Origin of the sequence: Planococcus maritimus, from assembly GCF_001687625.2 — a bacterium.
Taxonomy (GTDB): Bacteria; Bacillota; Bacilli; order Bacillales_A; family Planococcaceae; genus Planococcus; species Planococcus maritimus.
On sequence record NZ_CP016538.2, the window covers coordinates 2434145 to 2458417 of the forward strand.

General features: G+C 36.6%; 18 protein-coding genes. All 18 read right to left on the bottom strand.

Annotation, left to right across the window (positions count from 1 at the left end):
- Positions 1-160: 160 nt before the first annotated feature.
- A complete protein-coding gene (locus BBI11_RS12170; RefSeq protein ID WP_068463723.1) occupies positions 161-4435 on the bottom strand; it encodes a cell wall-binding repeat-containing protein in 4275 nt (1424 codons plus the stop codon).
- Between the two features lie 872 nt (positions 4436-5307).
- A complete protein-coding gene (locus BBI11_RS16730; protein WP_335645555.1) occupies positions 5308-5529 on the bottom strand; it encodes a glycerophosphodiester phosphodiesterase family protein in 222 nt (73 codons plus the stop codon).
- The gene (locus BBI11_RS12175; protein ID WP_237150272.1) at positions 5516-6172 is read right to left on the bottom strand and encodes a glycerophosphodiester phosphodiesterase family protein; all 657 of its coding nucleotides are present in this window, start codon (positions 6170-6172) and stop codon (positions 5516-5518) included. The genes BBI11_RS16730 and BBI11_RS12175 overlap by 14 nt, the downstream gene beginning before the upstream one ends.
- 786 nt (positions 6173-6958) lie before the next feature.
- Complete coding sequence (locus tag BBI11_RS12180; protein ID WP_068463724.1) at positions 6959-7546, bottom strand: hypothetical protein; 588 nt, start codon at positions 7544-7546, stop codon at positions 6959-6961.
- Between the two features lie 43 nt (positions 7547-7589).
- Positions 7590-7958: a YbjN domain-containing protein gene (locus tag BBI11_RS12185; protein WP_167358167.1), complete on the bottom strand. Its 369-nt coding sequence runs from the start codon at positions 7956-7958 to the stop codon at positions 7590-7592.
- A 608-nt stretch (positions 7959-8566) separates the two neighbouring features.
- Complete coding sequence (locus BBI11_RS16560) at positions 8567-8776, bottom strand: hypothetical protein (protein WP_208597148.1); 210 nt, start codon at positions 8774-8776, stop codon at positions 8567-8569.
- 287 nt (positions 8777-9063) lie between these two features.
- Positions 9064-9231, bottom strand: a complete 168-nt coding sequence (locus tag BBI11_RS16565) for a hypothetical protein (RefSeq protein WP_208597149.1) — start codon at positions 9229-9231, stop codon at positions 9064-9066.
- A gap of 29 nt (positions 9232-9260) precedes the next feature.
- Complete coding sequence (locus BBI11_RS16685) at positions 9261-9389, bottom strand: hypothetical protein (RefSeq protein ID WP_257785551.1); 129 nt, start codon at positions 9387-9389, stop codon at positions 9261-9263.
- Between the two features lie 92 nt (positions 9390-9481).
- Positions 9482-9793 (bottom strand): GntR family transcriptional regulator, encoded by a 312-nt coding sequence (locus BBI11_RS12190; protein ID WP_068463728.1) that lies wholly within the window; start codon positions 9791-9793, stop codon positions 9482-9484.
- Between the two features lie 680 nt (positions 9794-10473).
- On the bottom strand, positions 10474-14745 hold the full coding sequence (locus BBI11_RS12195) for an Ig-like domain-containing protein (RefSeq protein WP_068463730.1): 4272 nt from the start codon (positions 14743-14745) through the stop codon (positions 10474-10476).
- A gap of 382 nt (positions 14746-15127) precedes the next feature.
- Complete coding sequence (galU, locus tag BBI11_RS12200; RefSeq protein ID WP_068463733.1) at positions 15128-16009, bottom strand: UTP--glucose-1-phosphate uridylyltransferase GalU; 882 nt, start codon at positions 16007-16009, stop codon at positions 15128-15130.
- Between the two features lie 187 nt (positions 16010-16196).
- Positions 16197-17240, bottom strand: a complete 1044-nt coding sequence (locus BBI11_RS12205; protein ID WP_068463737.1) for a GDP-mannose 4,6-dehydratase — start codon at positions 17238-17240, stop codon at positions 16197-16199.
- Positions 17212-18591, bottom strand: coding sequence for a UDP-glucose dehydrogenase family protein (locus tag BBI11_RS12210; RefSeq protein ID WP_068463739.1), 1380 nt, complete (start codon positions 18589-18591; stop codon positions 17212-17214). Before BBI11_RS12210 ends, BBI11_RS12205 begins: the two co-directional genes overlap by 29 nt.
- A 14-nt stretch (positions 18592-18605) precedes the next feature.
- Entirely contained in the window at positions 18606-19835 is a 1230-nt protein-coding gene (locus BBI11_RS12215; RefSeq protein WP_208597150.1) for a flippase, read from the bottom strand.
- 162 nt (positions 19836-19997) lie between these two features.
- Complete coding sequence (locus BBI11_RS12220; protein WP_068463745.1) at positions 19998-21137, bottom strand: glycosyltransferase; 1140 nt, start codon at positions 21135-21137, stop codon at positions 19998-20000.
- Between the two features lie 88 nt (positions 21138-21225).
- On the bottom strand, positions 21226-22311 hold the full coding sequence (locus BBI11_RS12225; RefSeq protein ID WP_068463748.1) for an EpsG family protein: 1086 nt from the start codon (positions 22309-22311) through the stop codon (positions 21226-21228).
- 33 nt (positions 22312-22344) lie between these two features.
- Positions 22345-23235 (bottom strand): glycosyltransferase family 2 protein, encoded by an 891-nt coding sequence (locus BBI11_RS12230; protein ID WP_068463751.1) that lies wholly within the window; start codon positions 23233-23235, stop codon positions 22345-22347.
- Between the two features lie 11 nt (positions 23236-23246).
- A complete protein-coding gene (locus tag BBI11_RS12235; protein WP_208597151.1) occupies positions 23247-24245 on the bottom strand; it encodes a glycosyltransferase family 2 protein in 999 nt (332 codons plus the stop codon).
- Between the last annotated feature and the right edge of the window lie 28 nt (positions 24246-24273).

The window sequence follows — 24273 nt, forward strand, 5'->3', positions numbered from 1 at the left end:
TTAAAAAAATCATTTCGTGAATCCTTTTTTGGTCTTCTTGCTTTGTTCGTACAGAGAAATCCTCCCATCCGCCGTTTTTAATACACACGGCGGATGGGAGGTGATTTTTTCTTATCTCATTTAAAAGCGTGTCACTCTTATGCCAGTGTTCTTGCGTCTATCAATTCTTCAATGCGTCATCCAAAGATTTTTTAACATCCTCAGAAACAGCGCCAGTCCCACCAAAGATTGAGAAACCATCATATGTTGCCAATTGCTTGTTGGTCGCTTCTGGAATTTGCTGTGGGCGCACCAATAGGATTGGCGCATTGTTCTTCGCAGCTAAGACAGACCCAGCTAACGCATCCGGGAAGTTCGAGCCGGTTGCGATATACGCTTTGTCAGTACCCAGCTTAAGTTTTGTCGCCACTTCGTAGCCTGTCTCGTAGCGGTCTTTGCCGCCGAAACGGGTAGGCTTTGGCAAACTGTCAGAGACAGACTTGCTGACGACACCCGTGCTGCCGATAACATAAGTAGAAGAAATGCCGTCTAGTGCGGATTTTGTTTCATCCGGCAGACGATCGGTGCGCGTCAATAGGATCGGCACACCATTTTTCGCTGCGTACGAGGAAACGGAAAGAACATCTGGGAAGTTCAAGCCATTCGCAACAATTGCCTGATCAGAATCCATTTTCCCAGCAATCAATGCCGCTGTCTCGAAACGGGTCTTGCCGCCGAGACGCTCGGTAACGAGGCCCATTTTCTTCAGTTCCGTTTCCACTTCCGCCGAAACTGCACCCTTGCTGCCAAGGATGATGACCTTTTTCGCCCCGAGGCGTTCAATTTCTTCTTTCGTTTCCACATTCAATGCTTTGGTACGTGTCAAAAGAATCGGAGCGTTTTCCTGATACGCAAGCGGTCCTCCCGCTAATGCATCTGGGAAATCGCCAGCTGTTGCCAAAACAACCGTATCTGCTGTTTTCCATCCTTCTTTTGAAATGGCGATGGCAGTTGTATAACGGTCTGTTCCAGAAATACGATTTGCTGGTGCCGGCGTAGATTTTTCGACTGTCACTTTCGTTTCAGCACTCTGGTTTCCTGAGCCATCAATTGCCACTACTGTTAAAACAGTACCGGCAACTTGCGGTTCAATTGATAGGAAAAACTTACCTTCTAAAGAAGCTTTTCCTTTGACGAGTTCACTTGTACCCACTTTGACTAAGATGGTACTGCCAACTTCCGCTAGCCCGCTGATTTCTGTACTTTTTTCAGTCAATTTATTAACAGCAGGCGTAGCCGGTGGAGTCCCATCCTTCACAGTAATACTTACAGCATCACTAATGTTTCCGGCTTTATCTGTTGCTGTGATTGATAGTTTCGTTCCTGCTTTTTGTTTTTCTATTTCCACTGCGAACTTTCCTGCAACATCAGTTGTTGCCTTTCCGAGACTTTTTGCATCTGCTTGGACATTTATCGTTGAACCTGCTTCTGCAGTCCCGGTCACTTTTGTGGAAGCATCTGTTACTTTATCTATCCTCGGGCTGCCTGGTGGTACAGTATCTACTGGAGTCGTATCAGTTACAGTCACTTTTACTGTTTGAGGCGACCCCGCATTAAATTTAAAGACAAGCTTAAACTCACCTAGAGGTTTTTTATTCAAATACTCCTCTTTCAGTTCAACAGTATCGTTTACTAACAAATAATCTTTGCCTTCTACTAGTTGTGTTTCATCATCGGTTACCGACAACAATTTATTCCCATTTAAGGAGAGCGAGAAATTCGCTTTTGATCGTGTAAACCAATCAAACGTTACATTAGCCGGTGAAACTATTGAGTTCTGCAATAATCTTCCGATTTCAAATTGCCGGTCTCCATTTAGCACAACTTCATATGCCTCGTCCTTTGAAAAGAGAGAAGTGCCTACCTCCAATACATATTTACCTGGCGTTAATGTATCCAAAAACTCCGTCATATTTTTTCTTGAACTTTGGTCGTAATGAATGGTTCGATTGGTACTTGAACCTTCTACAGAATAAACCATCTCTCCATTTGTATCTTTGAGCACCCAATTGATATCCGGCAAATTGGTTGGGGATGTCTCCAATGAAATGGCGTTCGCCAAAGTTAAATTAGAGGATCCGTTTTGATGGGAATTGAAATACATTTCCTTAATTTTTAAAGCTGCCTGTGTTTTAAATGACCATTCCTTTTTCAGCGGCTCTTCATTTCCTTGTGTATCTATTTTGTTTGCTTTTACAGAAACGTGATACGTGCTTCCTGGTTTCAACTTTTCTTTTGGAATGATAAACATACTTTTCTGTGAGTTAGAGGGATCGTTTCTATTGTCAATCAAATAAAACTCTACTTCCTGCTTGTCGCTATCCCACAGGTGAACTTCTTCAATCATTAATTTAGCTGTTGCCTGATCATGCACACTTAAGCTGATTGGGAACCCCGAATAGGTTCTTCTTTTATCAAAAAGAGATAATGGACTTGGTGATTCGTCATCAAACCAAATAGGAGAAACATCAGTTTGTCCATCGTATGGATAAGCTACTGCAGTGCCATTATCAAAGCTCCCCTTAGTAGCATAATTCAATACACTGACCCCCAGATGGTTGTAGCCGATTCCAATGTCCTGATAATTGGGATCTACGATGCTCATTCTATGGTAAGGTGCGTTCAATAAACCTTCTGCCGCTCCTTTGGCCACAGTTAATCGGGCAATTCCTTCATCAACCGACCCTTCGTACCCGAAATAGTTCGCCCGTTCCGTTGGATCATGGCCTGTAAAGCCCAGTCCATCCGCTTCCTGATAGTGGGCCCCTGAAAAACCATCACCGTTTTGTAGTTTGTAATTGCTATGGGATTGAGCTGCTTTTCTAAGTTTTTCATCATGACGAAACTCTACTAAGCCTAGGTTTCTTCTCATTTCGTTCAAGTAAGCTAAAGCTTCATCAGTTTGATCATCCAGCAATACTTTATCTTTTCCATAATAAGGATCGCTGCTATCAGCAAGCATGCCCTTCACCGTAACTTTGATCACTTGTTCAAAGCCTTTGTATTTCACTTTAACGCTTGCCGTACCTTCTTTTCCGGCCATCAAAACGCCCTTACCGGAAATCGACACGACCGACAAGTCACTCGATTCCCATGAACTCAAATCCGTTACGTTTTTTCTCGACAGGTTGTCAAAAACAGCTGCCGCTTTCAAAATTCCTTTTTCACCTTTCTTCAATGCCATTTCCTGGCTGGAAGGCAAAATTCCTTTCAGCACTTTCTCTTGTTTGTCTGGTGCACCTATAGCATAGAGTTTCCCTTGACTTGTGGAAACATAAATGGTGCCGTCAGCATTGATCGCTGGAGTATTCCCTGCCACTCCCGCTAAGTTCATCTGCCACTTTTTCGCACCTTTATCACTAACCGCGTAAAGTACTCCATTTTCTGTGTCACCAGCAGTGAAATATGCAACCCCATTCTTATCGATAACAGTTCTGCTTATTTGATTTGCGTTGATAGCGTACTTGCTGTCAAACTTCCATTTTTCAGTGCCATCGGAGTTCAAGGCCATCAACTGATTATCATAAGCGAAATAAATCACGCCATCTTCATCTACTGACGGCACACTGTTTCCAACAGTATTAGGCAGTTCCTTTTTCCATTTCAACTTTCCTACGGGATCAATAGCATATATTGCTCCCCGCGCTGTGACATAGATTGTTCCGTCCTTCGATACAACCGGAATGGAATTGGAAACATCGTGTGCCAGCTTGTATGCCCACTTAAGCTTTCCGTTAGCATCGAGGGCTGTCAATTGTTCCTGCCGCCCGCTTCCTGACAGAACATAAAGCGTGCCATCATTCCCTAATACAGGAGTTTTGTTATCACCGTAGTCTGTGTATGTCCATTTTTCTTTTAGATCTGCATCGAAGGCATGGACTACGCCACTCCCTCCTAAATATGCCGTGCCACCCTTCCCGACAGCCATACTGCCCCAGTAAGGAGTCCCTATATCCGAAACTGCTCTTTTCAATCCATCAAGTCTATATTCATATGCATTCAACGTTTTTATATATAAGTTCCCCGCAGAATTGAGCACAGGAAACAGATAATTTGCATCTCCATTAAATAACAGTGGTTTAGACCATTCTTTCGTTCCAGCTGAGTTGACAGAATATAATTTACGGTCGTCTCCCCCACTTATCACATATACACTGCCGTCCACCCCAATAATTGGGGATGACATCTCTGTCCCACCTTCTGCCTCATCAGTTTCGAAAATCCATTTCACTCTAGCATCATTAGTTCCGCTAAAGGATGATTCCCCTGTGGTATTTAATACCGTTGGCTTTATAGCATTGTTCTGATAGCCTATTCCATTTGCTTCTGTTGCAGTAGCTTGGATATTTAGTGTGCTGATAAATAACAATAATATAACACCAAGTTTCATTTTCATTTGATTGCGGCCTCTTTCTGTTTCGTTAGTTTTTACTAGTTAATTGCTCAAGACAAATCCTGTTCTTAATGGAGAACTTACCGGCAGGATTTGTCAATTGTATTTACAGGAATTCAGTGTATGAAAAGTATGAAACTAGCCTTGTAATGTACTTATAGGAAATAAATTGTCGCCCTCATTTCATCATTGAATTTCTAAAATAGTAATTTAATTACTTTTAAACATTACTATTTAATCACTAAATATTTACTAAGTCAATAACCTTAAGTAGTCTACATAGACTATCTTTAAAATTTTATTTTAAAAAATTTGTCTTATTGTTTTGAACCCTCAAACGAATACCACATAGTGAATGGACCGCCTATTCGCAAAATGAAACCAACAAGTGCTCAAGATAAAGTTGCAGTTTGCAGAGTAGCTAGTCGCAAATACGCAAGGTCATTTACTAGAACCGCTTGAGACATACGAAAATCACTTTCATAACACAAATAGAGCCGCCAGCGGATTTCCAGCTGACGACTCTATTCTTTTGAGGTATTGACTCTGATGTATATCTGACACATCGACACTATCGAAACCCTCGCTGTTGGGGGAGTCACTGTCGAAGTATAAGCGCTAAACTAGATTAAACAGTTTTCCATGCAAACAGCCACTTAACAGAACCACTTCGGATAAAAAACAGGACCACCTATGACGCGGTAGAACCACTCCAATATAATTAGTTTGTGGAATGCTCAATACTGTCGAGCGAAATCAATTAGTAAACCTCTTCTTTTGCAAATTGTGTCACGCACAGGGACGACACTAAAACGAAACCCCCGTCTAACATTCTTTTCTTCTCTCGAATTGTGTTGTACACAGGGACGCGATCATCACTTCAACCTGCTCACAGCGTCAATATCATTGGTAAAGATCCCGTTTGCTCCCCAAGATTTCAGCTTCTCCCCTTCTGCCAGCTTGTCGACAACAAAAGGGTGGACCAATAAGCCAGCCTCTCTTGCAGCAGCGATATATGCTTCATCCGCTTTCCTATGACTAACGCCAATACCAACTGCATATTCTTCATATAACTCAAACGTTTCAGGTGAAGGGATGGCCTGTGTCTATCAATTGGATGAGTGGTATATCCTCATCCAATTGATGAATCGCCTTTAAACTGTCTGCACTAAACGACTGGACAATCACTTTACCTTTTGGTTGAGACTCTTCCAACAACTCAAACTGATTAAGCAACTCCAGCAGCTTCTCTTCCATTCCTTCACTTTGATCCGGCTGCTTGGTTTCAATGTAATAATTGGCACTGTCACCGAAAGCTTTAAAGATTTCCTCAAGGGTCGGAACTTGAATGCCGACGTACTCCTCTTTCGCTCTGTCCGGATTCTCGGCATTAAACCAAGAACCCGCGTCCAGTTTTTTAATATCTGCCAAGTCCATGTCCGCTACCCTTCCACTGCCATCGGTCGTGCGGTCCACAGTATCATCATGGAAGGCAACCAAAACACCATCTTTAGTGGTCTGTAAATCAATTTCGATATAATCTGCATTCATATCCATTGCCAGCTGATAAGAAGCCAATGTATGCTCAGGAGCAATTGCGCTTGCCCCACGATGAGCAATCAACAGAAAGGCATCTTCATCCAATAAAGCAGACAGCTGATTCTTTTTACCAGCATCCCATAAGATATAAACAGCCGCACAAAACAACCCTACCACTAGAACAATCAATATTTTTTTCAATAGTATCACCGTCATTCACATTACAGACATGAAACTTGGAAAGCAATAAGAGATGAATTTTAAAGTGATTGAAAGTCTAGCGCGTGCGCAGATTGTGGCGGAAGACAGGAACGCGGAGGATTCAGTCATAAGAACAAGAAGGCTGCCTGTGGGCGGCTTCTTATTCTCATAACTGGTTCTCAGATGTACGAGGTGTTTCTATTATATGGTACGAGTGGTTCTTGAGCTTGTCTTTCTTCAATAACCCGATCTAAATGGTTTCTGCAACAGTTTCATTACTCGAATTCAAATGCTGCCACTCGGCTCGAGTTGAGAACAGTAAATCGCAGAAACCATTTTATGACGGCATTCGGTGATTTCGAGTAAGATTTCTACTTCACTATTCAGTAATCTTTATAACAATCGCATAAAAGAATAGAAAAAAGCCGGAATTTATCCGGCTACTCCACCTACAAAGTAACTCAAGTGGGGAACTTTACTCCGGTTATATTGAGGAAAATTAAACCGGCATTGATATAAACAATGGATTCTTTAATAAAGAGGACTCCGGTAAAAACCAAAGTCCTCTAATCGCAGCCTAGTTGCCGGGTACTTTTGTTTAATTGTTCATTAAATGGGTCTCAGTTCATTCATTCAACTCGTGGCTTTTTTATTAGCTGTTCTGAATTGTAAGCTCAAGGGTAATAAACACAAATTAAAACCTATATAATATTTTCCACTTCAAAATTGTGTCATTTTCTTCAACACACAATACACCTTAGAAAACTGCATTTGTTTCAAAAGCTTTTACATATACATCGCTTTATTTTCTTTCCAGTAACCTATTGCAAGGTCAATATATGTTGGAATAGCATCTTGATTATATAAGTTAGAACTCCCCATTAATGATTTCTTATATTCTGGAATTAGCAATTTAAACTCATTTGGTAAGTTTGTATGGAAATCTGCGAGAGCATGTCCCAAGTGGTGATACAAATTTCCTCCTAGGACCTTAAAGTGTTCTTCAGTAGTCCAATTAATTGCTGAACCTATCGAAATCATATAATTTTCGACCGATTCATCTTGTTTATTAAGTAAATAACAAATTTTCCCCAGTGCGTTATGTACTTCTGTTAAATTCTCTCCACTACTTGCAAATTCAGAAGCCTTCTTATACATAATGTAGGCCGTTTCAAGGTCATTTATTCTTTTATAATTTACTCCTGAAAAGAGATAAACTTGAAATATTTGTTCTTTGGCATCAAGAGGTAACTCCGCCAATGCCTTTTCTAAAAAACTAATAGCTTTTAAGGCATCTTTGTCTTTGTGAGCTTGTAAACCTTCCATTAGATAATTTTCAGCTCTATTTTTTCTTTTTCCATTAAAGATACCCATTTTATTCTCCTTTAGAATAAATTTTTATATCACGTTATTAGTATTAAGCCCACTGGATTTTCATGAATTTAGGATAACTCTCTTCAGAAGTTTCCACTAGCATAATTAAATTATTAATAGCCTCACTTGGCTCAAAATTTTCTGCATTAATTGCATATGAATATTGTACTGTTACTTTCCCTTCGTATTCGTAGAACTTTGAAAATCTATAATCAGTATTTAAGTTATTAATCAATTGATGTATAGCTTCTTTTTTTAATGGGTTGGCTATATTCGCTACGTTAAACACTTGCAAATCCAGTATATTTTCAGTGTCATTAAAAGCAGCAACTACTACAACTGATCCTCCATTTTCAAAACTTTGCCTAGTTCTAAAAAAAACTCCTCCATTTTCATTTTTAATCTCTTCCATATAGAGATCAATTTGTTGTAAATGATTCCGGAACTTATTTACATTTGTCAATTTTATAACCCCTTTTCAAATTTTTTATGTTGATCCTTTAACTTATAATGTTTTTACCTTCTCAGGAATTAATATTTCAAATTGTTTGAAGCCTGTTTTAGTTCTTCAAAAGTAAATATCTAGCTCGTAACTTAGATGAATATATTATCACTCCTTTAAATCTTTATTATAGTGACTATATGTTCAGTTGATTAATAAATAGTCCTAATTTAATTTTACACAAAATCAATCAATAGTAAATATATTATTACTATTTTTTACTATTTAATATTTTTCATAGTATTTTTTGATAATCATATATAAAAAAACATTCTCTTTTTATCACCTAGCCTATATATCTACTTAGTTTGATAATTCTAGCTCAAAGTATAAACTTGATTCAATTTCATTGAATTAGTAAAGTCTCAATAGTAAAGCCCCAGTTGAATCTTCAACTAGGGCTTTTATATTTTAAAGGGCTTATTTAAATTTCAGTTCCTGTTCGCCAATTTCTACTAATTCAAAATTCTATTTTTCATATAGACTATTCCCCACTTTCTTGATATATCTCATCGTCACTAATGAGGCACTGTCCGATAAAACCGAAACGCTTTTGAATCAACAATACGGCTCGCATTAAAGACGGCGATTGGTACGTGAACGACAACATTCGTATTATTGAATGAAGTCTCGAAAATGTTCTTCGGTGGAATGAGTTGAGGGAATAAGCGCCAAAACGTCAATGGCAATTCCTGTTGCCCCCGAGAAGCCGACAGCGTAATGACCAATACATTGCTTTTAATCTTTCAAATCACTACGCCTCCAGCATCGTCAGCGTTGCTAATGAACGGCTGGGTACTCGTTTCAGCGATGGTGATGTTTTTTGCTTCAATTTCACCACCAAGCAATTGCTTGGACTCGATTGCCCCCCAGTAGTCTGGGATAAAAACAATAGTCTAGTTGGGCTGTAGATATGGCTGTATTTCTCTGATCACCGGCTTATGTCCGTCCGCCGTCGTAGAGACAATGATGGTTTCTGCACCAAACAACACTTGCTCCATCGAAGTCGAAGCCTTCAATTGAACGTATCCAGAATAAATGCCGGCCACATACAAACCCTCACGTGAAATCCGCGCCCCCGTTTATCACCTCTTACGTACAACTTCACCTGTTCCTCGTTCAATGTCAGACAGCCAGCAATTGCCTGGCCCGTATTGCCTCCACCGATTACTGCATACGTCACGGCCCCCCTAAATTTAGTTTATGGCTAGGTTACTTCCCCTCGCTCGCTGCTTTGTTCGCGTTCTCATATTGTTCAACTACTTTGACTGCGACTCTCATCGCTTCAATAATGTGTTTTTTAATCTCTAGCTCTGCCCGGTCCTTATCTCGATTGACCATCGCATCCAAAATGATTTCGTGCTCATCTGAGGAAATTATGATTTCCAGTAAATGCTGGTGAGCCAAATGGTGCTAACGGGTCAGTCGATCATTTAATTGGAAAATTTTTTTACAACCGTGGTGTTATTGCTGATGGTGTAAATGGCGTTGTGGAATTTGCCGCCAAAATCATCGATGTCTTTGTAATTCTCCAAACGTGAAGTAAATTGAACCATCTTTGTCAAATAAGATAAATACTCAATCGACTCATCCGTCAAATTGTTAATGGCATCCCGGATTAAGATCCCTTCGAGCTTGCTTCGCATAATACATAGCTCTTTAACTTCTTTGATCGAAATTGGCGTTACATTAAAGGTGCCATTGGAATTACGCACCACCAGCTCTACTACTTCCAAGCGCTGCAAAGCTTACCGAAGCGGTGTGCGACTGATCTCCAATTCTTTCCCGAGCTTCTCATTAACAATCGCTTGACCAGATTCCAACACACACTCTAAGATCTTTTCTTTAATTTGTTCATACGCAATATCTTTAGCGGATATTCTACCTAAATTGCTTTCCGCCTGTGTAATGCAAAATAACAGTACATAGTAATGCAACAAAATAGTGCAGAGAGTTGCAACAAAAAATACGTACTAATCTAGTCAATATTTTATATGGAGAGGCGGGCATGATAACCTGCTTGGGACGAGCCAGATCCTTTAAGTGACTGGCTTCTCGGCTCGTGACTCCTGCCCGCAGAGGCTTCATGTCAAATCAACTTTGAGTCTGTATTATTCATTGCAACACTATGTACTTTCTCTTTGCAACTCTCTGTATTCTTGTATTGCAAAATACACCGTCGTTTCAAACAAGACGGTCACCGCCTTGAACATTTTAATATCTGAATAATTGTATACAGTTTTTATAACTGTAATTATTCAGATACAATGACTATTTTAAGTTTTTTAATGATTTACTGAGTTAAGATATTATACAAAAAAACCGTCGATTTAAATTATCGACGGTTCAATATAAAAATGAATGATTAACTTTCCAACCTGACTTTTCCATTTCTTTTAAAAAACGCTGTAAATAAGTTATTCCTTTAGTTGTTCTTCAATGTTACATCCAACAAATCCTTCACACCGTCAGAGACAGCGCCAGTCCCGCCAAAGATTGAGAAACCATCATATGTTGCCAATTGCTTGTTAGTCGCTTCCGGAATTTGCTGCGGGCGCACCAACAGGATTGGCGCATCGTTCTTCGCAGCCAAGACAGACCCAGCTAAAGCATCCGGGAAGTTTGAGCCCGTTGCGATATACGCTTTGTCAGTACCCAACTTAAGTTTTGTCGCTACTTCATAGCCTGTCTCGTAACGGTCTTTGCCGCCGAAACGGGTAGGCTTCGGCAAACTGTCAGAGACAGACTTGCTGACAACACCCGTGCTGCCGATAACATAAGTCGAAGAAATGCCGTCTAATGCGAATTTTGTTTCATCTGGCAGACGATCTGTTCGCGTTAGGAGGATCGGCACGCCATTTTTTGCTGCGTACGAGGAAACGGAAAGAACATCTGGGAAGTTCAAACCATTCGCAACAATTGCCTGATCAGAGTTCATTTTCCCAGCAATCAATGCCGCTGTTTCAAAACGGGTCTTGCCGCCAAGACGCTCGGTAACGAGGCCCATTTTCTTCAGTTCCGTTTCCACTTCCGCTGAAACTGCACCCTTACTGCCAAGGATGATGACCTTTTTCGCCCCGAGGCGTTCAATTTCTTCTTTAGTTTCAACATTCAACGCTTTAGTACGTGTCAAAAGAATCGGAGCATCTTCCTGATACGCAAGCGGTCCGCCCGCTAGTGCATCCGGAAAATCGCCGGCTGTTGCCAGAACAACCGTATCTGCTGTTTTCCATCCTTCTTTTGAAATGGCGATGGCCGTTGTATAGCGATCAGATCCTGAAATGCGTTCGGTTGTTTCCGGTGCCGCTTTCGCAACCGTGATTTTAGTTTCCGCACTGATATTACCAGCTGCGTCAATTGCAGTAATAATCAATTCTTGTCCAGATACTTGAGGTTCAATAGTTAAAGAAAACTTACCATTCAAATCAGCCTTGCCCTGAGCCAAGATGGTTGATTTGGCTTTCACAACAATCTCACTACCTGCTTCTGCAGTTCCAGTGACTTTAGTTGATTTTTCAACGACTTTGTCTACTATAGGTGATGCTGGAGCTGTAACGTCAATAACAGTGATATTAGTAGCTTCACTCATATTTCCAGCTTTATCCGTTGCTATAATAGATAATTTGGTTCCTGCTTTTTGTTTGTCAATTGCGATGGAGTATTTCCCATCTGATGCTGCCTTTGCTGTAGCGATTTCTTTTGAATCGGATTTCACAGTCACGATAGAGTTCGCTTCCGCAATTCCTATAATCGTAACCGATTGGTCTGTCACTTTTTCAACTGTAGGTTTAACAGGTGCGGTTACATCTGTAACAATTACTACAGTTTCTGCACCCTTGTTGCCGGCTGCATCCGTTGCAGTGACAGTCAACTTAGTCGCTGCTTTTTGCTTATCAATAGCAAGCGAGAACGTTCCATCTGTAGCCGTTTTAATAGAACCGAGTACAGTAGACCCAGCCTTCACTTCAACTTTAGAGCCAGCTTCCGCTTTACCTTTAATAACAGTAGATTGATCGGTAACTTGATCTACAACTGGAGCATCAGGAGCCGTTCTATCCACTACGGTAATCACAATCTCCGCACTGACAAGGTTTGCTTTATCTGTAGCGGTAATATGCAGCTCTGTTCCAGCTGTTTGCTTCTCTATTACAGCGGTAAATGTCCCATCTGCATTTGCAGTGGTGGAAGCAATTTCTTGAGTTCCAAATTTAACGCTTACTTTAGTACCCGCTTCAGCTTTACCCGATACACTAGTCGAAGCATCTGTTACTTCATTAACTTGTGGTTTTTCAGGTGGTGTTACATCTTTGACCGTAACTAGTTTTTCAGCTCCCAAGTTACCGGCTTTGTCTGTTGCGGTAATGGATAATTTGGTTCCAGCTGTTTGCTTCTCAATATCCAGTGAAAATGAACCGTCTGCTTTAGCAGTTGTTTTTCCTATTTCTGTTTGACCCTTTTTAACTTGAACTATAGAGTCAGCTTCTGCTTTACCCGTTAATTGAGTCGATTGATCCGTAACTTCATCCACAATTGGAGCTTTAGGTGCTGTGGCATCTGAAACAGTTAACGTTACAACTCCACTCTTGTTACCAGCTGCGTCCTCCGCTGTAACCGTCAATTTTGTGCCTACTTGTTGTTTAGCAATTTCGATGGAGAAAGTACGATCCGCTTTCGCTGTGGCAGAGCCCAGTTTTTGCGCCCCTGCCTTGACTGTTACTTGTGAATTTGCCTCAGCTTTCCCTGTTACGTTTGTTGAAGTATCTGTTACTTCATTAACCTGAGGTTTTTCGGGTGCAGTTCTATCTTTTACTATAATGAATTTTTCAATACTTTGATTACCTGCTTTATCTGTTGCGGTGATGGATAATTTTGTCCCAGCTATTTGTTTCTCAATACTCAGTGAAAATGTACCATCTGCTTTAGCAGCAATCTTTCCAATTTCTTTTTGGTCATTTTTAACTTGGACTATAGAATCAGCTTCTGCATTACCAGTTATTGTCTCAGATTGATCACTGACATCATCGACGTTTGGTATATCCGGAGCTGTAACATCTTTTACAATCACTTCTTTTTTGCTACTGCTATTACCCAAAGCATCTTCCGCGAAAATATATAAGATACTCTCTGCTTTTTGTTTATCAATAGCGATATAAAAGCTTCCATCAGACTGGGTTGAAGCATTATAAATTTTATCTTCAGCTTCATTTGCAATAAATACAGTAGTGTTGAAGTCTGCTTTTCCCTTAACTTCTACAGTTTGATCTGTAATAAGTTCAAAGCTTGGAATAGAAGGTAGTGTGGAATTTTGTACGATTACCACAGTTTCTTTACTTTCGTTCATCATGTAATCCAATGCGGTAACACTTATTTTAGCACCAACCTTTTGCTTTTCGATTGGTATAATAAAATCACCATACATATCAGCCCAAGCCTCTCCAATAAGCTTGGAATCCGACGTTCTAGCTTTGACATAAGAATGTGGCTCTGTTGTACCCACGACTTCAACTGACTTGTCTGTAATTTCCTTTACTATCGGTGCATCTGGGGGAGTACCATCCTCCACATATAATCCGTAAGGCTGACTCTCATTCCCAAATCTATCGATGACAACGACAGATAAATAACTTTCAGCTGATTGCTTAGGAATTGATACTTTGAAATTGCTCTCCCCATTATAATTCTCTTCAATACCTATTATTTCATCAGCCCAGTCCCTTACTATGATTTTCGCTTCCTCAATCTTAATAGGAATATATCCTTCAATCACAGTTGAATGATCGTATACAGTTGATAGGATAGGTTGCGGAATCTCCAAATAGGTGAATTGATGAGTATCCTTATGTGGTTCTTTTAAATAGGGTTGGTACTCAGTATACGATGCTGCTCTTAAGTCATCATTTTTGTCAAAAATTTTATCGTCAATTTCATTTTCATCAATTGTACCCCAGTAATTTTCTTTAGCGTCGATAGCGGTGTCACGATATCCTTCTGCTAATTTCACTGAATAACCGTCCGGTGAAAGAAAGCTATTATATCGCAAAATCACGTCAGGACTTCCTCCTGCATTCCAATTAACAATATCTGCATCATTATAATAAGTTCTACTTTTATTATTAAAAAAAACATTATTATTAACGTATACTTTTGTTCCACTAACACCAATATCCAACTTGCCCGCATTGTAGAAAGTATTTCTTTCAATGTATACATCTTTTGACGGGTACCATATGTGAGTATAATGATATTGATCAGTATCTTTAACTACACTATCTCTCAAAATAAGATTTCCTTTTGCAGAACCTCCTGAAGCTTTTAATAAACTCCCTCCTTTAATATGTGCAAATTGAATATCTATAGTGGGCGGCAGTTCTTGACTATTATAACTTTGACTCCCGGTACCTATGTGCAAATTATTTATTTTCACGACTTTATCATGTGTTCCTTTTATTTCTAGGTTCCCCCATGTAGTTAGAGAAAAGCCATTCCCATCGATTACGACTCCTTCTTCAATTGTTAATTTCTTTCCTTCTGCCAGTTGAAGATCCTTTGACAAATAATAAGGTGATTTATCAGTGGTTAGTACTGTATTAGTTTTAATAATTCCCCCTAAAGAGGTTCCAATCTCATCGGCTTGCACTTTTGGCAATAAAATATTCAAGAATAAAATAGCTACTATTAAAAATGACAGTTTCTTCATACTTACCTCCGACATTATATTTACTTTAAATTTTAGCTCTTTACGTTGATGATCATCAACGTAAGGAATATTATTCCATCGAAACTTTGAATTCTAACTTTCAACTTTATAATTGAATTTTACTAATTAACTTTAAACTGCTCCCCTTTCTACTGAATCTATTTTAATTCAATAAATAAAACTAAATTACTATATAAATGTAAAATACTTAGTTATTATATCATCATAAATTACATTATAGTACATTTTTAAACTTATTATTTACTATTATATTTTTAATAGATAAATCAAAGCAAACGAATAATCGTGTGCTTTTCCTTTAACGAATTATTAATAAAAAGAGTTGAAGACAACAAGGAGCTTGTTATCTTCAACTCTTAATTTAATTTACTTTTTGTTTAACTTCTTTTAATTTCTTCTCAAACAACTCCAGCAATTGATCTTTCAATTCTGGACGTTGCAATGCAAACTCAATCGTCGTTTCAATAAAGCCAAACTTCTCTCCAACATCAAAACGTCTACCTTCAAATTCGTAGGCATAGACTGCTTGTTTTTCGTTAAGCTGTTGGATAGCATCTGTTAACTGGATTTCTCCACCAGCCCCGAGTTCATGCTTCTCTAGGAATTGGAAGATTTCAGGAGTTAACACATAACGGCCCATGATAGCGTAGTTTGACGGTGCTGTACCAAGTGCTGGTTTCTCTACAAATTTGTTTACAGCAATTAGTTTATTATCCACTGAAATTGGATCAATAATGCCATAGCGATTCGTTTGATCTTCCGCTACTTGCTGAACACCGATGATGCTGTTTTGAGTTTGTTCATACTGGTTCATCAATTGAGCAAGGCATGGCTCAGAGTGCTCTACAATGTCATCGCCAAGCAATACTGCAAACGGCTCGTCACCGATGAACTTACGTGCCGACCAGATGGCATGGCCAAGGCCAAGCGGTTGTTTTTGACGGATGTAATGGATTTCTACATTTGATGTTTGCAACACAGAATCGAGCATATCCATTTTTCCTTTTTTCATCAAAGTGTCTTCCAGTTCGAATGCATGATCGAAGTGGTCTTCAATTGAGCGTTTATGTTTGCCGGTAACGATAATAATATCTTCTATTCCGGAAGCAATTGCTTCTTCAACTATATATTGAATTGTTGGTTTATCAACAATTGGTAGCATCTCTTTCGGCATAGCTTTTGTCGCTGGCAAGAAACGTGTTCCGAGACCTGCCGCTGGAATTATGGCCTTTTTCACTTTCATCTTTGCACCTTCTAAGCATTTATTTACAGATATAAGCTGTATACTCTTTATAAATAATTTCATAAGATGTAAAAATTATACCATTTCTCCAAGTATGATGTAACTAGAAAAGTTAAGAATATACCGAGGTATTTTTTACTATATAATTTCAAAATCCCTCACCTTTTTTAAAAAGATGAGGGATTTTTTATACTTTTGTCTTTTTCACATCATAGTATTGGCAGTACCAATCTACAAACTTTTGTAATCCTTCTTCAATCGATGTAGTCGGTTTAAATCCGACTGCTTTTTGCAATTGATCGGTGGATGCATACGTAGCAGGTACATCCCCAGGTTTAATCGGTTCGAATTTCTTTTTGAACTCAGCGCTTTCACCAAGTGTATTACTTAACGCCTTTTCTAACGCCCCGATAAACGTCATCAGTTTCTCAGGATTGTTGTTACCGATATTGAATACTTTGTGCGCTACTTGATCATCTGCAGATGGTGGGTTAGAAAGAAGGCGTTCAATCCCCTCTACAATATCATCAATGTAAGTGAAGTCACGGTACAAATCATTATCAAAATCACCGTTATTGTAGATTTTTATTTCTTCCCCATTAAAGAACTTATCGGTAAACCCGAAATATGCCATATCAGGTCTACCCATTGGTCCATAAACAGTAAAGAACCTTAGCCCAGTAGATGGGAATTTATAAAGGTGGCTATACGTGTGAGCCATGAGTTCATTTGATTTCTTAGTTGAAGCATACAGCGAAACCGGTTGATCAACAAAATCAGTTTCCTCGAAAGGCACCTTTTTATTAGCGCCATAAACGGAGCTTGAAGAAGCATATAGTAAATGTTCTACTGGGTAGTGCCTGCAAGCCTCAAGGATGTTATAAAAGCCAATAATATTACTTTGAATATAAGCATCAGGATTTTCAATGGAGTATCTTACACCTGCTTGAGCAGCTAAATTAATGACAATCTCCGGCTTGTATTCATCGAAAATCTGCATTAGTGCCTCTTTATTAGAAATGTCACTCTTTAAAAAAGTAAAATTCCTATAAGGAGCCAATATTTCAAGACGCTGTTCTTTCAATTTCACATCGTAATAATCATTCATATTATCCAGACCGATTACTTTGCAGCCTTTATCAAGTAACCGCTTGGATAAATAGTGGCCAATAAACCCAGCAGCACCTGTGATCAGATAAGTCTTATCCACGTTTAGAGGATTGTAGTTCACGTTCTCTCGCCTCCTCACGACTCACTCTCTTAGCTGATGGACGTCCAACTGAGTGATACTCAACACCTGCATCTACCATTTGTTCTACTTCATGTAAATTTCGTCCATCGTAAACTAACGGTGTCCGCATCAATAGCTTAAATGCCTCTGGTTGAACAGCCCTTATTTCGCCCCACTCAGTAAAGATAAAGCATACATTCGCATCTTGTAGCGCAGCTTCAGCGTTCGTTACATATGTGATATTTCCTTTGCCATTCGGCCCTTCTGGATATACCTTAGCAAAGTTATCCGCACCAATCGGATCGTACGCATAGATGTCTGCACCTTGTTCCAATAGCAATGGAACGTTTTCAAGAGAAGGAGCTTCTCTCAAATCGTCAGTTCCGGGTTTGAATGTCAATCCTAAAACTGCTACTTTCAAACCGTTCAAAGTGATAAGGCGTTTACTGGCTTTTTTATAAAGAAGTGTCTTTTGGTCTTTATTGACATCAATAGCTGCTTTAATCGTTTTTAAATCATAGCCATTTTGAGTAGCCAGATATTCAAGGGCTTTTGTGTCTTTAGGAAAACAAGATCCACCATAGCCAATTCCCGCGTTCAAGAACTTACTTCCGATACGGTCATCGAAGCTCATGCCTTCTGCAACATCTTGAATATCCGCCCCTACTAACTCACAAAGATTTGCAATATCATTCATATATGAGATTTTTAATGCCAGGAAGTCATTTGAAGCATATTTAATCATCTCTGCTGAACGTCTGTTTACAGCAACAACGGGCAAGTTAAATGGTTTATAGATGTCTTTAAGCAAGTTCTCTGCCCATTCGCTTTCAGTTCCAATAACAATTCGTTTAGCATACAGCGTGTCATGAACGGCGGATCCTTGAGCCAAAAACTCAGGATTTGATGCAACTTCAACACGTACATCGTTAACTAAGAAATCACTGATAAACTGCTCAACTTTATCATTTGTACCTACAGGAACAGTTGACTTAACAACTACTAAACAATCTTGCTCAACATTTTCAGCAATTTGTCTTGCTACTGTCGCTATGAAAGAAAGATTTGCAGAACCGTCTTTATTTTCTGGAGTGCCGACGCCAATAAATACTGCATCAGCAGCTTTATAAGCAGCTTTGAAGTCTGTAGTGTAATCGATTCTTCCAGCAGCGTAATTTTTTTGCATTAGTTCTTCTAAATTTTTCTCATAAATTGGTGATACACCAGATTGCATAAGTTTTACTTTTGTGTTATCTATATCTACGCAAGTCACTTTATGACCCATTTCCGCAAAACAGACTCCAGCGACTAATCCGACATAGCCTGTTCCAGCTACTGAGATATTAAACATAAAATCCCCCCCTATTAAAGTTTTAATGAATTATTTATCCTTATTTTTTTTATTATAAATACCAGAATAATTGTTAATGTCAATTCGGCTATAAAGTTGGCTACGGCGACTCCATACACCCCCCATAAAAGCCCAAAAATAATATTGAATAAAACTAAAGCAATAAGACTATATTTAAACGCCGTGCTATATTCTTTTTGATGTCCACTTGCTACTACTATTTGGATTCCAAGAAAGTTATTAAGTATACTCATGATCATCCAACTACTTAAAGGTATTAATAATAAAGCGTATGTCACATATTCGGTACCGAAAACTAAATTTGTCACTTCTTTAGAATAAAAAATCAAAACTATAGCAATTAAAGTTGCAAATGGAAGTGTGATTTTACCAATTCTTTCTACTACTTTAATGCCTTTGTCAAAAGATTCATCATATATTTTACTTACATATGGATATATAACAACACCAATTGGCGCAAATAACATAACTATAATTAAAGGTATTTTTTGCATTGCAGCGAAAATCCCTACATCACTATCGGTGCTAATAAAACCTAGTATAGTAATACTAAAAGTACTAAAGATCCGTGACATAGCAGAAGTTGTGAATATATGCCAACCTTCATTGAATTCATTTTTCACTTCAAAAAAATTTGGTATTTTATATTTTATTTTGAGTTTTTTTGCAATTATTATAGTACTTATTATTCCATTAATTAAAAAAGTTATAGAATATACTGCACAATATACATATAAATCGTTTGGATTTTTAACGAATAGGAATATGAAGATTAATGAGAAAGTTCTTGCAATCACATTAATAATAGTAATGTATTTCATATCTTGTATTCCTTGGAATAGCCAAGTTTGTTGCAATGAAGTACCTATCACTAGAATATATAAAATTATCATACTAATAAACTGAGTTTGGTTTATGTTAAATATAGACGAAATAATAATCATAAGCACAAAAGTAATAATACAAAGTATGATTTTGCTGGTTGTTATCGCACTATAAATTTTTTCTATCTCTTCCTTGTTTTTAGCAGTAGCTATTTTTCTAGATCCAGTAAGATTAAATCCATACTCAACAATAACTTGAAAATATCCTATGATATTTAACGAAAAAGAAAAACTGCCATATACACTTGCCCCTAAAATTCTAGTTAAGTAAGGTATAGTCAGTAAAGGTAATAATGTATTAAATAGCTGCAACAGATAGAGCCACATTCCATTTTTCATTAACGTAGAAGAAAAAAACTTTTTAAGTTTAAACATATTTAATTATACCTCACGCTCTTCATTACAAGAAATCCACTTATGATATATATGATTATTTATTTTTCCAAATTATCACTTTACAAAAAAATATACTAAAGATAATATCCTGTTTTTAAAGCAAAATTAAGAATCAACAATTTCATTAATTATTTTTTTTATTCGATTATTTACATTCGTATCGTTGTAAAATTTTTTCGAATTAAATGACATATCAGTATATTCATTTTCTATTTTTGCTATAGCATCAACAATAGAGTCTTCATCAAATTTTTCTACACAAACTCCGCTGTTAGTTGATCTAAAAATATTTGAAAGACCAGGAATATCATTGCCTATCATGGGTATGCCAAACATAGAATATTCATAAATTTTATTCGGCGCACAGTATAGAGCATTCAATTTGGAGTAACCATTTTTCACCGGCACGTATGACATAACACCTATAAATGCATGACTAGTTATTTCTAAGTGCAGTGGGGCAGAAACATATGGTATAAAGAAATAGTTATCGCTATTGATATGCTCATAGATATCTTCGCTGCCTGACATAACTACAAAAGCATATTCATTTCCTAGTCGATCAACAGCTTTTATTAAGTTTTCTAATGGGCGCTCTCCACCTAAATTCCCTTGATATAATATTATTTTTCTTCCTTTTATTTTCTCTATTGTCAAGTTTGCGGTCTTGTCAGTAATTGATGAATATTTTCGTATTTCTTTTTTTTGATATGGTTTATTGGGAAATACCACGGGCAATTTTTCTAAGTCCCACCAAATCTTAGAAATATGACTTCTATTGTATTCTGCTTGAATAACACACAAAGCACTTTGAGCATACTTTTTCATATTAACTGAAATAATAGGAATTTTATGATGATAGTATACTTCTTTACTCAACTCAAACATATGTAGCACATATTTTCTTTCTAATAATTTTCTGCCTAAATGTTTTAATGTAGCGTCTGAAAACACCCATAAAACAGAAGATTCATCATATATCAAATCAATTTCTTTCCATATTTCTTTTTTTAATTTGATAAGTTTTGATAATTTATCTAATTGATTTTTAGGGGTTTCAAAATTCGCTTTAATATTTATCACTTTAATTTTTCTCACATCACAAATATTTTTAACTTCTTCAGTGATATCGGTTGTACATAATACGACTTCATACCCAAAATCACTTAAAGTTTGTAATACCGCCATCGCAGGTGGATATTTATGAATCGGACCGACATGTACTAAAATAAATTTCAATCTCATCAACCTTTCACAATTTGAAAATATATGAACTCAGTTATCTCATATGACCATGTTTATTTGACCCATCTTCAATATTATTACACTATATTTACTTAAAAAGAATATTTTCATATAAAATATTCCAACTTTGCTGAATTCCAAAGATAAAAAATGCTAGAAGAAATACTAGAAGTAAAAAATACCTAATGCTACTCCTAAAAGAATAAATTATTCGAGGCAACATATAAATTAAAGCAAATATAAAAATTTCGTTAAACCTATAAATATATACGTAAACTCCAGAAGCAATATTGATTGTTAACAAAATAATAATCATGTTGGTGAAATATCGATCTGTGCTGGAGAAGTTTTTTATTTTTTTTGTGAAAGTTAAAATAAAAAAATAAACAGTAACAAAAGTTATTATTCGCAGAACATTTACACCTTGTATTTCTTCGCCATTAATTTGATATAAATAATGTGCGTAAGGCGTTTTAGGAAGAATAAAGTTTGCTATGCTATTAAATCCAAACATAAATAATATAGAAATCATTATCCATATTGGAGTACCTTTAGTAAAAAATTTTTTTGTTAATACAAAATATAGAGGTAACATCACCCATGCGCTGAAATGTATACCACTTGCAATAAACACTACAAATAGATATTTCCAAAATTTTCTTTCTATCGCAAATCGGAAACTTTGAAGTAATATAGCGCTTGCTAAAACAGTAGTTGTTCCATTCATTTGAAAAATAAAAACTCCAACTGTTATATATAAGAAAATCCCCACCCAAAAAGGTTTCACATACTTCCTTATTGCATATACATATAAAAAATTTGTTATAAAAGCATAAGTAAAAACCCAAATTTGAGAACTTTTAAAAACGTTTGCTAAAGTCCAATCTAGAACGTATCGCAACCACTCGAACGAATTTACATTTAACAAAGAAAAGCGAGTGCCTATCAACATGTCAAATGTTCTTCTATAAGTTAATTCATCACTCTGTCGATAGTGTTCGATAGATATAGTAGCAGTATCTCTTAACCCAGTAATAACTAAAAAAATTATTACTGTATAAATCATCACCATAGTGTATTCTTTACGTTTAGAGTTCTTACTTTTCATCATTAATTCGTGAATTACTAATATTGGCATAACTAATATTAAAGCTACTAAATAGGCTATTATCATAGAATCTCCTCTTATATTTTTACTATGAAACTTTTACCTATTATACTTTTTATCCCAATACTTATATAATAGGTATCCAAATGGGATATTTACTAAGAAAAATATTTTCATTGGGGATTCTTTGTACATTTCAAATACACTCATCTTTGCGAAAAAACCATAGCAAATAAATAACCACATTTTTTTTATCCTTATAAGCCAATTAAATTCTTTTGATAAAACAACCTTTGCTGCAAACATGCCTCCCAAAGGATTTCTTATCCTCATATTCTTACCTGATTTTGTAAGTCCATCTTCTTCATATTCAAAAATATATATAACCTTATTAACAAATAACATATTTTTTTCTTTTGCTATAGTACACCAAATAGAACCTTCCCCTACAAAAGTTTCACCTTTAAAAACTGGAAAAGGATATTTTCTCAATACAGATGTTACCCAAACTTCTGCTTTTTCGGTAAGATCCCTTCTATTAATCCTTACATCAATGAAGTTTCCTACGAATTTATCCTTTGGAAACCTACTTCCACTTATGTTCCCATTTTTATAACCTTTCAAAAAACTTACACCACATAAATCTAGATTTCTAAATGGCAACCAGTTTTCATGAACTAACTCAATTGCATCATTTGTTAATATATCATCGCTATCGACGATCATGGTAAGCTCTGATTTTATAAGTTTTATTCCTTCATTATGAGCGGTATGTTTACCGCCATTTTCTTTGTAAACATATGTAATTGAAAATTTATCAGTTTTAAAACTTTTTACAATTTCTTGTGTGTTATCATTACTTCCATCATCTATTATTAACCAATTAAAATCATAATTTCTTTGGTTTAACAAACTTTCAAACAGATCGGGCAACTTATGAGCCCTATTATAAGTAGGAGTTAAAACAGTTACCAATATTTCCCCTGACATTATTAACCACCTTAATTGATTTTTCTATTATGCAAGTAATAGTTCAATATTTTACATGTATTATTAAATCCAACCAACTTATTTAAAAATTTTATCATTTTACTACGCGGTTTTTTTCTATAATTCAAAATCCAAATAAGACTTTTAATTTCTGACAAATACTTGACTCGAACGCTTTTTTTATAATCAAAAAAAGTAGCGAGCAAAACTTCATATTCATATCCAATCATATTATAGAAGTAAAATTGTTCTTCTTTGTCTATTTCTTTATTAACAATTTCAACCCAAGTATTTAATATGTATAAATAGTCAATAATTCTCTTTTCACTAATACTTCTAGAAGCTGAATTTTCTAAAATTCTATAACAATAAAAATCTCCATTATAGGTCGTGAAACTATCTGCTACTCGCATCAAATTAAAAAACCAATCTATATCCTCTGCTAGAAGACCATTTTTAAAGTATATTTTTTTTTCTGAAAACATTTTTTTATTTATTACTTTTAAGCAGGCACTCACTGCCACTTTGTTTTGTAATGATATATATTTTAATAAATCTCTTCTTGTAAGATAATCAAATTTATACCCTTTAAATTCTGTTAAGCTTCCATCTTTTTTAACAATTGCATAATTTAAAAACATTACATCTATCTCTTCATGACTAGATAATTTCGCTGCAATTTCACTTAAGCATCCGTCGATCCAAAAATCGTCACTATCTAAAAACATAATGTATTCACCTTTAGATTTTTCTATACCAACATTTCTTGCTGTTGCTGCTCCCCCATTACTAAGATGAACGGTTTTTACTCTAGAATTTGTTCTTGAATATTCCTCACATATTACGCCGCTGCCATCAGATGATCCATCATTAACTAAAATTAGCTCAAAATCATCGTATTCTTGGTTTAAGACACTATTTATGCAAGTTTTTAAATATTTTTCTGTATTGAAAACCGGAATTATCACTGAAATTTTTGGAATGAGATTATTTTGCATTTTTTTCTCCAATCAACTTAAATATCATAAAATGAAATAA

Coding starts and splice junctions, on each gene's coding strand:
- BBI11_RS12170 (WP_068463723.1), bottom strand. CDS start 4,435: ATGAAAATGAAACTTGGTGTTATATTATTGTTATTTATCAGCACACTA.
- BBI11_RS12180 (WP_068463724.1), bottom strand. CDS start 7,546: ATGGGTATCTTTAATGGAAAAAGAAAAAATAGAGCTGAAAATTATCTA.
- BBI11_RS12185 (WP_167358167.1), bottom strand. CDS start 7,958: ATGGAAGAGATTAAAAATGAAAATGGAGGAGTTTTTTTTAGAACTAGG.
- BBI11_RS16685 (WP_257785551.1), bottom strand. CDS start 9,389: ATGGTCAATCGAGATAAGGACCGGGCAGAGCTAGAGATTAAAAAACAC.
- BBI11_RS12195 (WP_068463730.1), bottom strand. CDS start 14,745: ATGAAGAAACTGTCATTTTTAATAGTAGCTATTTTATTCTTGAATATT.
- galU (WP_068463733.1), bottom strand. CDS start 16,009: ATGAAAGTGAAAAAGGCCATAATTCCAGCGGCAGGTCTCGGAACACGT.
- BBI11_RS12210 (WP_068463739.1), bottom strand. CDS start 18,591: ATGTTTAATATCTCAGTAGCTGGAACAGGCTATGTCGGATTAGTCGCT.
- BBI11_RS12215 (WP_208597150.1), bottom strand. CDS start 19,835: ATGAAAAATGGAATGTGGCTCTATCTGTTGCAGCTATTTAATACATTA.
- BBI11_RS12220 (WP_068463745.1), bottom strand. CDS start 21,137: ATGAGATTGAAATTTATTTTAGTACATGTCGGTCCGATTCATAAATAT.
- BBI11_RS12225 (WP_068463748.1), bottom strand. CDS start 22,311: ATGATAATAGCCTATTTAGTAGCTTTAATATTAGTTATGCCAATATTA.
- BBI11_RS12230 (WP_068463751.1), bottom strand. CDS start 23,235: ATGTCAGGGGAAATATTGGTAACTGTTTTAACTCCTACTTATAATAGG.